At 54.1% G+C, this 13123-nt stretch carries 14 protein-coding genes and 1 pseudogene; 6 read left to right on the top strand and 9 right to left on the bottom strand.

The window, feature by feature from the left end; translation table 11 throughout:
• Positions 1 to 6: 6 nt before the first annotated feature.
• The 4 genes and pseudogenes from ACYVHX_RS23480 to ACYVHX_RS23465 all read right to left on the bottom strand — a co-directional run bounded on the left by ACYVHX_RS23480 (position 7) and on the right by ACYVHX_RS23465 (position 2407).
• The gene (locus ACYVHX_RS23480) at positions 7 to 285 is read right to left on the bottom strand and encodes a LiaI-LiaF-like domain-containing protein (RefSeq protein ID WP_460674695.1); all 279 of its coding nucleotides are present in this window, start codon (positions 283 to 285) and stop codon (positions 7 to 9) included.
• Between the two features lie 72 nt (positions 286 to 357).
• A pseudogene (locus ACYVHX_RS23475) lies at positions 358 to 525 on the bottom strand (PspC domain-containing protein); the annotation flags it as partial.
• A 144-nt stretch (positions 526 to 669) separates the two neighbouring features.
• Positions 670 to 1296 carry a phosphoribosylanthranilate isomerase gene (gene trpF / locus ACYVHX_RS23470; protein ID WP_460674138.1) on the bottom strand — a complete coding sequence of 209 codons (627 nt, stop codon included), beginning with the start codon at positions 1294 to 1296 and terminating at the stop codon, positions 670 to 672.
• A 214-nt stretch (positions 1297 to 1510) separates the two neighbouring features.
• Positions 1511 to 2407: a pirin family protein gene (locus ACYVHX_RS23465; RefSeq protein WP_460674137.1), complete on the bottom strand. Its 897-nt coding sequence runs from the start codon at positions 2405 to 2407 to the stop codon at positions 1511 to 1513.
• Between the two features lie 136 nt (positions 2408 to 2543).
• Between ACYVHX_RS23465 and ACYVHX_RS23460 the strand changes: the two genes are divergently transcribed.
• On the top strand, positions 2544 to 2912 hold the full coding sequence (locus ACYVHX_RS23460; RefSeq protein WP_460674136.1) for a winged helix-turn-helix transcriptional regulator: 369 nt from the start codon (positions 2544 to 2546) through the stop codon (positions 2910 to 2912).
• Between the two features lie 118 nt (positions 2913 to 3030).
• Positions 3031 to 4224, top strand: coding sequence for a tRNA 2-thiouridine(34) synthase MnmA (gene mnmA, locus ACYVHX_RS23455; protein ID WP_460674135.1), 1194 nt, complete (start codon positions 3031 to 3033; stop codon positions 4222 to 4224).
• Between the two features lie 40 nt (positions 4225 to 4264).
• Here the strand turns inward: mnmA and ACYVHX_RS23450 are convergent, their stop codons facing one another.
• Entirely contained in the window at positions 4265 to 5359 is a 1095-nt protein-coding gene (locus ACYVHX_RS23450; protein ID WP_460674134.1) for a hypothetical protein, read from the bottom strand.
• Between the two features lie 332 nt (positions 5360 to 5691).
• Here ACYVHX_RS23450 and ACYVHX_RS23445 point away from each other — a divergent pair, with 332 nt between their 5' ends.
• Together ACYVHX_RS23445 and ACYVHX_RS23440 are read left to right on the top strand one after the other, a co-directional pair.
• Positions 5692 to 6225, top strand: coding sequence for a hypothetical protein (locus ACYVHX_RS23445; RefSeq protein ID WP_460674133.1), 534 nt, complete (start codon positions 5692 to 5694; stop codon positions 6223 to 6225).
• A gap of 53 nt (positions 6226 to 6278) precedes the next feature.
• The gene (locus ACYVHX_RS23440) at positions 6279 to 7904 is read left to right on the top strand and encodes a S8 family serine peptidase (RefSeq protein ID WP_460674132.1); all 1626 of its coding nucleotides are present in this window, start codon (positions 6279 to 6281) and stop codon (positions 7902 to 7904) included.
• A gap of 343 nt (positions 7905 to 8247) precedes the next feature.
• Here the strand turns inward: ACYVHX_RS23440 and ACYVHX_RS23435 are convergent, their stop codons facing one another.
• Both ACYVHX_RS23435 and ACYVHX_RS23430 read right to left on the bottom strand, forming a co-directional pair.
• Positions 8248 to 8631 carry a hypothetical protein gene (locus ACYVHX_RS23435; RefSeq protein ID WP_460674131.1) on the bottom strand — a complete coding sequence of 128 codons (384 nt, stop codon included), beginning with the start codon at positions 8629 to 8631 and terminating at the stop codon, positions 8248 to 8250.
• A gap of 83 nt (positions 8632 to 8714) precedes the next feature.
• Positions 8715 to 9257 (bottom strand): NUDIX hydrolase, encoded by a 543-nt coding sequence (locus ACYVHX_RS23430; RefSeq protein WP_460674130.1) that lies wholly within the window; start codon positions 9255 to 9257, stop codon positions 8715 to 8717.
• An 83-nt stretch (positions 9258 to 9340) separates the two neighbouring features.
• Between ACYVHX_RS23430 and ACYVHX_RS23425 the strand changes: the two genes are divergently transcribed.
• Positions 9341 to 10261 (top strand): DUF2911 domain-containing protein, encoded by a 921-nt coding sequence (locus ACYVHX_RS23425; RefSeq protein ID WP_460674129.1) that lies wholly within the window; start codon positions 9341 to 9343, stop codon positions 10259 to 10261.
• A 64-nt stretch (positions 10262 to 10325) separates the two neighbouring features.
• On the opposite strand, the gene ACYVHX_RS23420 is transcribed toward ACYVHX_RS23425, so the two are convergent.
• Both ACYVHX_RS23420 and ACYVHX_RS23415 read right to left on the bottom strand, forming a co-directional pair.
• Complete coding sequence (locus ACYVHX_RS23420; protein WP_460674128.1) at positions 10326 to 12032, bottom strand: sodium:solute symporter family protein; 1707 nt, start codon at positions 12030 to 12032, stop codon at positions 10326 to 10328.
• A complete protein-coding gene (locus ACYVHX_RS23415; RefSeq protein ID WP_460674127.1) occupies positions 12029 to 12154 on the bottom strand; it encodes a hypothetical protein in 126 nt (41 codons plus the stop codon). Before ACYVHX_RS23415 ends, ACYVHX_RS23420 begins: the two co-directional genes overlap by 4 nt.
• Before the next feature lie 176 nt (positions 12155 to 12330).
• Here ACYVHX_RS23415 and ACYVHX_RS23410 point away from each other — a divergent pair, with 176 nt between their 5' ends.
• Complete coding sequence (locus tag ACYVHX_RS23410; protein WP_460674126.1) at positions 12331 to 13119, top strand: SDR family NAD(P)-dependent oxidoreductase; 789 nt, start codon at positions 12331 to 12333, stop codon at positions 13117 to 13119.
• The last annotated feature ends 4 nt before the right edge of the window (positions 13120 to 13123 follow it).

Here is a 13123-nt window from a genome sequence, read left to right as displayed (position 1 = left end):
GGCGGGTTAGAGCGGTTGTTGGGGTGGATTGTTGGACGAGTACGGATCGTTCGTGCCGGTATTGTACGGATCACTCCCGCTGGTATACCGGTCATTGGACGGCGGAGTGTTGTCGTTGTTGCGATTCCGGTCTTTAACAATCAGCCAGGCACCGATCCCGATCAGAATTAGCGGCCACATATCCCCGAAACGGACATCGAACCAGCGGTCGAGCAGAAAAAGAAATCCGATGCCGACCAGAATTGCCCCACCGACGAGGTTGCCATTGCGTTCATTCGTATTCATGGTTGTGTACAGATTAGTTGAAGGTTCAGATTGATAAGCAGGATAATAGCCGGAAACCCGTTCCGGTAATACAATCCACAAGATAACGTAAATTATCAGGGACGGAACATGCGGCAGGAAAAACCCGGCTACGAACAAACAACGGATCAAGGTCCGGTCAATGTTGAAATAATGGGCCATTCCGGCGGCTACTCCGCCCAACATGGCTTCGTCGCGATAACGTTCTAAGCGTTTAGTCATGAGCGTATTAGTTAAAATACGCTGTAAACCTAGAGCGGTTTTCGGTAGCTTGAAAGAAAGAAGGGAAGAATGGACGCGGGTTCGGATGAAAGTACGGATTACCGGATAATAGGTAATACATACTACCGGGCTTTACCTAATAATTCAGTCATCGGTTTCCAGGATTTCCAGAATGTCCATCAGCTCGCCAAAATCGCGCGAACCGGGCCGGTCCTCGTCGCCACCCGTCAACGCAATGCCCTGAATGGGCAGTTCGGCCAGCAGATCGTGGATGGAGTCGGCCGCAAAACCGATTCCGAGCAAAACCGGGTAGCGGGCCGCCAGGTGCTGCAACACGGTTTTCAGTTCGTCATCCAGATTGACCGCGCCTTTGCTTTCGAGCAGGTAATAGTCGACCTGATCCGACTGAATGGACGAAAAAAAGGTTTCGAGCTGATCGAGCGTCATCAGCGACAGGTCGGCTTTCAGAATAATGCGGCAATCAAACGTCGATAGATACGGCAACAAGGCCGACTCTTCGATCTGCAGCACATCCGGCTGGTATAATTCGACGAGCTGCTCAATTTCAATAGCGTCCATTGAAGCCGTCTCCCCGACAATGTGCAAACCCGTCACCCACGACCGGATCTCCTTGAATTTGTCGGGAGCCACGTACTGCTCCGAACCTTCGTCCATCGAAAAACCGAGCAGATCGACGCCCATCCCGGCGCAGTAGCGGGCATCACTGAGGTTGGTAACATTACTGATTTTTACGATTGTGCTGAGAGCCATTCTGAGAAACGATAACTAAAGGGATGTCGGATGAATCCGGAAAAAGTAGGGCAAAGGTAAATCCGGATCCCGTTCCGATGCCAGCGAAAGCTCAAATTATCTCATAACCGTCTTTGAGGAGAGCGCGGCTGCCGCGGAGGGAGCGAATCAAAACGGGTAAAAACCGCCTGAATTCATTCCCTCCGCGGCAGCCGCGCTCCGGTTCCAACCAGAATCAGTACTTCATTTGCCGCGCTTCCGGCAAGGTAGTGACGTGGCTCATCTGGCCCCGCCGAAACTCCTGGTACAACCGCCGGATGTCCTCCTGCGTGTCGGCAATAAACGGGCCGTGCGAAACGATCGGGTCGCCCTGGGGCTGGCCGGCGTACAGAATCACCCGACCACCCGACTCGCCCGCGGTCAGCTTCAATTCACTTTGGCCCGGCTCTTCCGAGCGGTTGAGCCAGCCCACCTGATCCGGATGCAGCACCTTATCGTCGCCTACCTGCACGCTGCCCCCAATGGCGTACAGAAAGGCGGTGTACGAAGCCGGGATCTGCTGCACGGTGGTGGTATTGGGTTGCAACTGAATATCGGCGATGATAACCGGCACGTAATTCTGAACGGGCGACGAAAGGCCCGCCAGCGAACCACTATACAGCCGGATTTTCAATCCGTCCTGCACCACTTCCGGCACGTTTTCGGCGGAAAAATCCTGAAGCCGGGGGGGAGCCCAGCGGTCTTTTTTAGGCAGGTTCAGCCAGAGTTGCAGCAGCCGCATGGTGGTTTCCCGCTCAATGGTTTCCGTATGGATGATTCCACTGCCGGCCGTCATCATCTGAAAATCTCCGGCTTTCATCAGGTGCTCCGGTTCACCCATTTCACCTTCCAGTAAAAGCGTTACGGTTTCGAAACCGGCGTGCGGGTGCGGGCCGCCCACCGGCTCTCCGCCTTTTTTGTCAAGCTGATCGTCCATCAGCAGGATAAACGGATCACTGACGGCAAATCCGGTTTGAATGACGGCCCGGGCCGTATGACCCGGTCCCAGAAAACCCGGTTGGGCAGCGGGGGTATGCAGGGTAACTATTTTTCGCTCGGTTACCCGGTTTTGCAAGGCAGTTTGTGTTTCCATGGTTGAAATAGAGGGCCGCCAGAATTAGTTGCGCCCCGGTTTTTAATTTATGAATCAAATTTACGTATATTTACTATTCATTTGTAAGCACTATTCCTTTGTATAGTGCTATACTTTAGGATAGCCAACGAAATTGATGGAAACAACAGTCAACATAACTCATTCGGAATGCGTGAGCATTCTGCGGCCGATTCGGGATGCGCTAGACGTTTTGAACGGCAAGTGGAAACTGCCCATCATCGTCGCGCTGACCTTCGGGGAAAAGCGGTTTGGGGAGATTGCCCGCGAGGTTCACGGCATCACCGACCGCGTTTTGTCCAAGGAATTGCAGGATCTGGTAATGAACGGGCTCGTCAAACGGACGGTGGCCGATACCTTTCCCGTGAAGGTAACCTACGCCCTGACACCCCACAGCGAATCCCTGAATGAGGTGATCGAATCGCTCCGCAAGTGGGGGGTGCTACACCGTACGCATCTGCAAAACGAAGACCGCAAAACCGCCTGAAACCAAACGAACCATACTACTTGTTACCAGACTTTGTACTTTTGCAGTCGGGAACAACCATTCTCTCCTTTCATTTATCCACTAATTATCGCAAGGCTTTGAACCTTGTCAGATAAGCATGAGCAAACACGGACGCATTTTGGTCGCCATGAGTGGCGGCATCGACTCCTCCCTGGCGGCAGTATTGCTGCACGAAGAAGGCTACGAAGTAATCGGCATGACCATGAAAACCTGGGATTATGCCTCTTCGGGGGGAAGCAAAAAAGAAACCGGCTGTTGCAGCCTCGACTCCATCAACGACGCCCGCAACATCGCCGTCAACCTCGGTTTTCCGCATTATATTCTCGACATCCGCTCCGAATTCGGCGATTCCGTCATCGACCATTTTACGGGTGAATACCTCGAAGGCCGGACGCCCAATCCCTGCGTTCTCTGCAACACCCACATCAAGTGGGACGCGTTGCTGCGACGGGCCGACCGGCTGGGCTGCGAGTCGATTGCGACGGGCCATTACGCCCACATCCGGCAGGTGGGCGACGACAGCCCGGCCAACGGGCGGTTCGTCATTTCGCGGGGCATCGACACCCTGAAAGATCAGTCCTACGTTTTGTGGGGCGTTTCGCAGGAAAGTCTGAGCCGCACCAAGTTGCCGCTGGGCCACCTCCGAAAATCGGAAATCTACGCGATGGCCACCGAACGCGGTTTTACGGAACTGGTCACCAAGTCGGAATCCTACGAAATCTGTTTTGTGCCCGACAACGACTACCGCGGTTTTCTGAAACGGCGCGTGCCGGGTCTGGAGCAGGCGGTGGCCGGGGGCAATTTCATTCTGGAAGATCCCAAAACCGGCACCCGGAAAGTGGTCGGCAAACACGAAGGGTATCCGTTTTACACCATCGGGCAGCGCAAAGGACTAGGCATTGCGTTCGGTTACCCGGTTTTTGTAACCGACATCCGGAAAGACACCAACGAAGTGATTCTGGGAGTCGATAAAGACCTGTACCGCGACGGCATGATGGTCAGCCGGTTGAACCTCCAGAAATATACCTCGATCGAAAAACCGCTCGATACCGTCACGAAAGTGCGCTACAAAGACCCCGGTACCCCCGCCCAAATTAGGCAAACCGCCGATGACCGCATCGAAGTCCGGTTCGAACAGGGCGTTTCGGCCATTGCGCCGGGCCAGGCTGCGGTTTTTTACGAAGGCGACGACGTGATTGGGGGCGGCTGGATCATGAAGAGCTTTCGCCAGTCGGACGGGGAGCCGGAAACTGCGGCCTTTTCGATGCCCGCCATTCGCTCCAACCGGTAACGTTTTAGCTAAACCGCCTATTAAGCGGTTTTGCGGTTTTTTATTGGCCCGGGCTCCAGTTCAACTTAATGTAAGCTTCACCCCGGATGGCACCAAACATCTGGGTGGCCGTAAACTTGGTCCTCGTCACATCATTTTCCAAAATCAACTCCCCGGTTTTCTCCCCCGCACCGGTATTGGGCTTTGGTCTTTTCACTTCGACCGTGATCGTAAACTCTTTCCCAATCGTATTGTCCAGTTGCAGACCGGTTTTCAGCGGGCCGTACGCATCAACCTCGGCCGCAAAATCGCTTCCGGATTTCCCCCAATTCACCATATATCCTTTATTAACCGGAAAAACCGGCTGGTGAATCCGTTTTACGGTCCATTTGGCGTCAAAATACTGGTGCTGTCCTTCCTCTTTTTTCCATTCGCCAGTGGGCACCGTGATGGGTGGTCCCGTTTCGATGGACTTCGTTTCGTAGATCACTTTCCCGCTTTTACCGATCAACTGAAAGTTAACCACCTGAAATTCACAGGGAATCGGTCTCACCAGGGAAGGCTGCGTCTTAACCTGACAGGCATTGGCTGAAATCCAGGCCGTGGGAACGGCGATCCGGACGGCATCGTGCGGAAACACCTCCACGGTGGTTACTTTGGGGAGTTGACCGGGGCCACCACTTTTCACGATCTTCTGCGTCCGCCCGATCTGGTATTCAACGTGGGTGGCGCTTAACGGCAGAATCTGATCGGTGCTGGCCGTGGCTTCGGCCTTGTCGTTGACGTATAAATTACTGGTGGTCAGGAGGGTCGTGCTCCCATTTTTCACACTCAGCACCTGCCGACGCACAAACCAGTTGCCGTATATCGGCGATTGGGTCACCGGATTACCGGGTTTAAAACTGGCGTTCACCAGCAGAACCTCCCGGTAAAAGCTCACCTGATTATCGATTTTTTTGGGGTACACAAAGGGCGTTGGCGCAGTCATGTTCGTAACGCCCAACGGGATGGGCGAGCTAACCACCAGATTTCCAAAACCGATCCACGAAATGGTGGTCATGCCCGTGAAAGGCGCTTTGGGAGCCGAAGCCGGTTTTTTGACCGGCATAAACGAAAACAAGCTGAGAACGATGCAGGTGCGGATCCAGATTTTCATCGGTGCGAAGGGTGAAGGATTGCGTTTTTTTCGGCAAGAAAAGCAGAGGAAGGCGATACGTTATAAAGTGATTTATCGAACGGCAAATCTTTCGCATAGAGTTGGAAGAAACGCAGTAGTTCCTTGCCCCCAGCTGGCGAATGGCCGCGTCCGGATTCTGGACGACCAGTAAATCAAAACCGGAACAACCTGGCTAGTATTTAGTTAATTTTTCCGGGGGTGCAACAAAACCGGACCAGAAATGCGTATCATTCATAAGGCGACGACGCAAATGCGATTGAACGGAAATGAGGAGGAGTGCGTATCTTTGAAAAACCGCTAAACTGAACCCTATGGCCTACGTGTTCTGGAGCCTGCTCAATTGTGCATTCCTCCTTTCGTTCGTGGTCATCTGCTTTCGGGCGACCCGGCTGGTTCGGGAAAAGATGGGGATGCTGGCCGCTGCGGTTTTTGTTTTGGGCCTGTTTTCGTTCGGGACTCATTCCGGAGCGAAAAGCAGTCACCGAAGTCCTCAGGCCCAGACCTGGAATTTTTCGCCCAAAGGTGAAATCAGTCCCCAATCGACGCATTATTCCGTTGTTGCCCTAAACGAAACCGGACTTTTCCATACTGATTTAGGAATTCTGTTTGGCACCCAGAAAACTACGCTGGAAACCGTCGCCGTGGAAGCCAGTTCTACTCTGTCAGGCTTCGTGAGTGGTTTTCAGTGGACGGCAACCGCGATTACGCTGAAAGGCCCCGAATCGAACTGCCAATACGGCGTCACGGGCATTTTAAACTGGAAACTGCTGGGCATCACGGTGTATTCCGAAGCCCGAATGTATTCCGGCGAAACCCATTTAAAACCGGTGGCCCTGGTAGAGTGAATACTAACTGACCAAAAACCGGGTTATCGAAAACCGCATCAAATTGAACAGATATGAAAAAAACCGTACTTCTTCTGTTTTTACTGGTCACCGGAAGCCTGCTGGCGGAGGCCCAAAGCCGCAAATACCTGGTCCTGCTCCGGGACAAGGCCAATTCGCCCTACTCCACCGCCCGGCCGGAACAGTTTTTATCCCCGCGCGCCATCCAGCGACGCGACCGCCAGGGAATTGCGGTTCTGGAAAAAGATCTACCCGTCAATCCGGCCTACGTAGCCGCGCTTCAGCAAACCGGAGCCAAAATCTGGTTTAGCTCGCGCTGGGCCAACGCCGTGCTGGTAGAAACGACCGAAGCCAACCTGTCGATCATCCGGGCCCTGCCGTTTGTGCAGGGCATTGAAGCCAATCGATCCATCGGCAACGCCCGAATCGGGTTTGCGCAGGGAACGGCCAACCCGCGCACGAACAAACGGGAACAGGTGGAAGACCCCAGCCTCTACGGTAATGCCCGCGAACAACTGCTTCAGATTGGGGTCGATAAGATGCACGCGCAGGGGTACCGGGGCGAAGGGATGCTGGTGGCCATTCTGGACGCCGGTTTTCGCAACGCCAACCAGGTGCCGTATCTAAGCCCGCTTTTTCAGGAAAACCGGGTGGTTGGAACGTATGATTTTGTCCGGAAAGAAACCAGCGTTTACGAAGACGATTCCCACGGGTTAAGCGTCCTGTCGATCATGGCGGGGTATCAGGAAAATCAGCTGATCGGTCCGGCTTATAAATCTTCCTACCTGTTGCTCCGAACCGAAGATGCGTTCACTGAAACCCCGGTTGAAGAAGCCAACTGGCTGTTCGGGGCCGAATACGCCGACAGCACCGGGGCTGATGTCATCAACTCATCCCTGGGATATACGACCTTCGATGATCCGGCCCAGAATCACACTTACAATGACCTGAACGGCCAGATTACACTCATCAGCCGGGCCGCCCGCTGGGCCGCCGAAGCCGGTATTCTGGTGGTGGTTTCGGCGGGAAACGAAGGCAACGACCCCTGGCGCTACATCGGCGCGCCGGCCGACGTGGCGACGGTTTTGTCCATTGGCGCCGTCGATCGCAACGGCATCCGCTCGCCGTTCAGTTCGTTTGGTCCCACACCCGACGGGCGTATCAAACCGGATCTGGTGGCGCTGGGCACCGGCACCGCGCTGGGCTCACCCGGCGGAACCGTTACGGCGGGCAACGGCACCTCCTATTCGTCTCCGCTGGTGGCCGCACTGGCGGCCGGTTTCTGGCAGGCCAACCCGCGTCTGACCGTTCAGCAGGTGATTGAGTGTCTGCGCCGGTCGGGCAGTCAGTCTACCCAACCCGACAGTGAACTGGGCTACGGCATTCCGAATTTTGAGCGGGCTGCGGCTTTGGCGGCCGAATTAAATGCCCTGCTGATTTACCCCAATCCTTTCACCAGCGCCGACCGGCTGACGGTGCAGTGGAACGAAATACCGCTGAACCAAACCATCGATGCAACGGTCACCAATTCGGCCGGGCAGGTGGTCTGGCGGCAGAAATACGCGTCCGACCGGGCCGCCAATTTCTCGCTACAGTCGCTAAGCCTGGCACCGGGCCTTTATTTTCTGACGCTTTCGAGCGATTCTGCCAAACGGACGGTGAAACTGATGAAGTATTAGCGGATAAATTTGCCGGGAAACCGGTGATGCCAACGACACGCGGGGCTTTCGTTCACCGGCCAGACCGGTACCGGAGCAGTTCGTCCGCTTTTTAAATCCTGCACACAGCCCGAACCAATCTGGCGTCGTGGCGCTGATCGTAACGCCGTTTCCGCCAAAATTCAGCGGAAAATAACTGTGCGGACAAGCCGGATGCGCCCCGATGCAGAGTTCTGGAACTCCGAGAAATGCCGCTCTTTTTGATTTCCTCGCGTATTACGAACCACACTGCATTACGCTGGCCTGGGGTTTAAAAACAAAAACCACCCCGTTTCGGAGGTGGTTTTGAGTCGGAAGGTTGGGATTAATTTCCTACACTTTCGTCGGCTTCAACCCGATTAGTGGCTACTTCCGGTTTGCTGGCCGGCTGCGGATTAACCATCCGGTTTTGCTGTTTGTAGTTTCGGTTGGCCATCGAGGGAGTTGCCGGTACGGCAATAGCCGGATCACCGATGCCTCCGCGCCGTTGTTGTTCCCGGTAGGTGGCAATGTTCTGCGGCTTCGATTTGCGTCTCCGAAACTCGATCCCGTTTTCGGGTTCCCACTCCCGGGCGGCTGCCGCTTTGTTAGGGTGTTTATAATTTGCCGTCGAATACGTCGGATCGCTTTTTAATTTATTCTGTGCAGTCGCCGGTATAGCCAAGGCTATCGCCAGCAAACCTAAACAGGTTATTGTTATCGTCTTCATGGTATCCTGTGGTTTTGTTGTACTGCGAAAACCGCTCTTCTGTTTTCGTTGCCAATATAACACGACAACTTATAACTATATTACTAGTTTATATCTTTTTTCTTGGAATTCATTCGGATTATTGATTTTTCGGCCGTCAATTCGGCGATTTTATCAACATCCACCCACCGGACGCCTTTGGTTTCCCGCGTCCGGATGAACGGCTGGCCGGTATCGGCTTCCAGCAAAAACCGGATGTCATAATGCAGGTGCTCGGGCTCTTCTCCCCGGGCCGGAATGGTGTGAACATCGACATCAAAAATGGCCGGGCTTACTACGCGCACATTCGGCAAACCGGTTTCCTCTTCGGCTTCGCGCCGGGCAACCCCCAGAATATCCGGATCGCCGTCGGCGTGGCCACCGGGCTGAAACCAGCGGTCAAGTTTGGCATGGTGCAGCAAGACAACCTGCCGACGGTCGGGGCTGACAATCCAGGCGGAGCCGGTGACGTGTCCGATCTTTAGTTGGCGTTCAAAGCAATCCGGGTGATTTTTGACAAAGTGAATGGTCTGGGCCAGCATGTTCTGTTCCGTTTCGTCAACTGGCTGGTGGCATTCCAATAAATCTAATAAGGCCTGACGGTGCATAATCTAAAAATCAATAGTAAGTTTCCGGTAAAAAAACCGCAATTTCGCCCTAATTTTACTACGACATACAATTAACTGAAACCATGAAACAAATTTCCCTTGTCGCCATTCTGATCGTCGTTGCTCAGTATGCCGCGGCCCAGATCAAACTGCCGCAGGCCAGCCCCGGTGCGACCGTGATGCAGACGGTTGGCACGACCGATTTTACCCTAATCTATTCGCGCCCCAGTTTGAAAGGCCGGGCGGCTTTGGGCAACCAGACGCCTTTGGCTCCCCTGGGGCAACTCTGGCGAACCGGCGCGAATGCCGCCACCACGTTTAAAACCACTACCGATGTGATGGTGCAGGGCCAGAAATTGCCCGCAGGAACCTACTCGGTTTTTTCAATTCCGAACGAAGGAGAATGGACGCTTATTTTCAACAAAAACCAGACGGCCAGCGCGGAAGAAGGCATTCCGAACGGCTACAAAAAAGAAGAAGATGCGCTTCGGGTGGCTATTAAAACCGAAAAAGCCGCCCGCCCGTACCAGACCTTTACCATCGGTTTCAGCGACCTGACCGACAGCACGGCCAACCTGAGTTTTTACTGGGCCGATACGCGGGCCACGGCCAACCTGCGCGTTGATGTGCTCGCCAATGCGCAGGCCAACGTTGAAAAAGCCGTCGCCGAAAAGCCCGAAGACGCCGGGGTTTTGCAAGCCGCTGCCAACTGGAATCTCTCCAAAAACCGCAACCTGGCCCAAGCCCTGTCCTGGGCCGACAAGTCAATCGGTTTGAAAGAAACCTACGCCAACGTCTGGATCAAAGCGCAGATTCTGTCAAAAATGGGCAAAGTGTCGGAAGCGCTGCCGCTGGCCCAGAAAGCACTGACCCTGGGTGAAGCGTCCAATGATCCGGTTTTCCGGTTTTATAAAGACGGTATTCAGAAAGGCGTTACGGATTACCAGGCGCTGATTCCGGCCACGCCGGCCAAAGCCCTGAAAGGAAAGAAAAAGAAAGTCTGATGATGGCCCGAATAAAAAATCCCCGCGTTCAACAACCTGAGCGCGGGGATTTTTTATTCGGGCCTTATTCGTTGATCACCTGCGGCTTTTTCGAAGGAATAACCTGATCCAGCAGCCAGGCAATGCCAATCAGGAGTACGCAGCCGATCACGTTCAGCCACAGAAAAGCAGTCAATTCGGCCAGCCAGCACCAAACGACCAGCCCTTCCGTAATCACCGCGGCCCAGAACGTGGCTCTTCCACCGATTGATTTAAAATAAAAAGCCACCAGAAAAATCCCCAGAATAACGCCGTAGAAAAGCGAACCCAGAATATTGACGGCTTCAATCATGCTGCCGAGTTTACTGGCAAACTGGGCAACGATGATGCAGAAGATGCCCCAGATGATCGTTGCAATTTTGGAAGCCCTCAGGTAATGACTGTCCGAGTATTTCTGGCAGAAAAGTCGTTTGTAAATATCGACGATCGTGGTAGAGGCCAGTGAATTATAAGCTGCCGCAATGGAACCCATCGACGCGCTAAAAATGACGGCAATCAGCAGACCGATCAATCCGTGGGGCAGAAAATCGAGGACAAACCGGAGAAAAACATAGTTAACATCGCTGGTGTCGCCGGTTGGGTTGTTTTTCTTGATCAGCTCCACCACCTGACTTTTGACCGCTTTGGCTTCTTCTTCGGTTTTCGTGATGACCGCCTGGGTCTGCTCCACCGACGATGGGTTGTTGTCGGAAAGCGCTTTGTTCAACCCAAAAACCGCCTGCTGACGGCGGGCGGCAATGTCTTCGTGCTGCGCTTCCAGCCGGCGGTATTGGTCCGCGTAGGGGCTGGTGAGCAACTGGTCGGTTTCGACTTTATTGAAAAAAACCGGCGCAGGGTTGAACTGGTAAAAGACAAATACCAGCACCCCGACCAAAAGAATCAAAAACTGCATCGGCACTTTCAGCATGCCGTTTGCCAGCAGGCCCAGGCGACTCTGGCCCACCGACTGTCCGGTCAGATACCGCCCAACCTGCGACTGGTCCGTACCAAAATAAGACAATTGCAGAAAAAAACCGCCGATCAAGCCCGACCAGAGGTTGTAGCGGCTGTCGGGATCAAATTTGAGGTCAATCGTATTGAGTCGCCCGGCTTTTCCGGCCACTTCCAGCGCGTCCACAAAACCCATCCCGGCGGGTAATAAATGAACCGTCATCCAACCGGCAATAAACATGGCAACCGTCACAATGAGCATTTGCTGCAAATGGGTGTAGGATATGGCTTTGGCCCCACCCGTCACGGTATAAATCAGCACAATGCCGCCCATGATGATGTTCGTCCAGAAAATGTTCCAGCCCAGAATGGTGGATAGGATAATGGACGGGGCATAGATGGAAAGGCCCGTTGACAAACCCCGTTGCAGCAAAAATAACAGGGCCGTGAAAACCCGGACACGGGCGTCGAACCGCGATTCGAGGTACTCGTAAGCCGTGAAAACTTTCAGCTTGTGAAAAATCGGAACGAACGTGACGGCCAGCACGACCATGGCCAGCGGCAGGCCAAAGTAAAACTGCACAAACCGCATGCCGTCGGTAAAGCCCTGACCGGGGGCGGACAGAAACGTGATGGCACTGGCCTGCGTCGCCATCACCGACAGACAAACGTGGTACCAGGGCAACGACTGATCCGCCAGCAGGTAGTCGTCCATGCTTCGGTTGCCCCGACTCCGGATTACGCCATAGATAATAATAACTGCCAGTGTTCCCGCCAGGATTAGCCAATCGAGACTGCTCATGAAAAATACTGCATAAACCAGTAGAACAAGATAATTTCGAGCAGCAGGCTACCGATCACAAGCAGGTATAACTGGCGCCAGGAGCGAACAAAAGAAGGCAGATCGGTAGGTGCTGGGGTCATGGTTGAAGGGCGGATTGGATCGATCACTGTTTAACGGCAACGAAAATAAATAGATCTCTGGTATATACTTTCTCCCGTTGGCATAAAACCGATCCTACCTTATTTTTGAATTGTTCAATTTTACCCATAGTTTGCAACCATCCCTTTTACGAAATGGGGCCAAGATACAATCAACAATGGAAAACCTACCTGCAAAAAATGCGGATCAGGCCGTTTTTGGTTTAAACGGTAAAGTTGCGCTGATTACCGGAGCCAGCAAAGGCATTGGCGAGAGCATCGCCCGGCTGTTTGCCCGGTTTGGGGCCCGCGTGGTCATCAGCAGCCGACGGCAAAGCAGCCTCGACACCGTGGCCACCGATATCCGGAAAGCGGGCGGAATCGCCACCGGCATTGCCGCCCACATTGGCGACACCGACCAACTGCGCCACCTCGTCGACCGAACCCTGGAGTTGTACGGCGGCATCGACATTCTGGTCAATAATGCCGCCACAAACCCGGTTTTTGGCCCCGCCCTCCACTGCGACCCGGCGGCTTACGACAAAATCATGCAGGTGAACATCAAGGCGCCTTTCGAATTGAGTAAACTGGTGCATCCCATCATGAAAGCCCGGGGCGGTGGCAGCATCATCATGATGAGCAGCATTGCCGGCGAAACGCCCGATCCCGGCCTGGGCATTTACAGCGTCAGCAAATCGGGCCTGAATATGCTCACCAAGGTGCTGGCGAAGGAATGGGGAGCCGACGGGATTCGCGTGAATGCCATTTGCCCCGGGCTGATCAAAACCAAGTTTAGCCAGGCGCTCTGGCAGGACGACGCCATTCTGGATCATTTCACCAAACGGCTGCCGATTCCGCGCATGGGGACCGCGGACGAAATCAGCCCGCTGGCCCTTTTCCTGGCCTCCGACGCTTCGGCCTACTGCACGGGCAGTTTGTTTCATGCCGACGGCGGTACGCTGATCTGAAACC

Source organism: Larkinella ripae (genome assembly GCF_054780775.1).
Note: the sequence above shows the minus strand (reverse complement) of the source record. Positions and strands in the feature narration are given on the sequence as shown.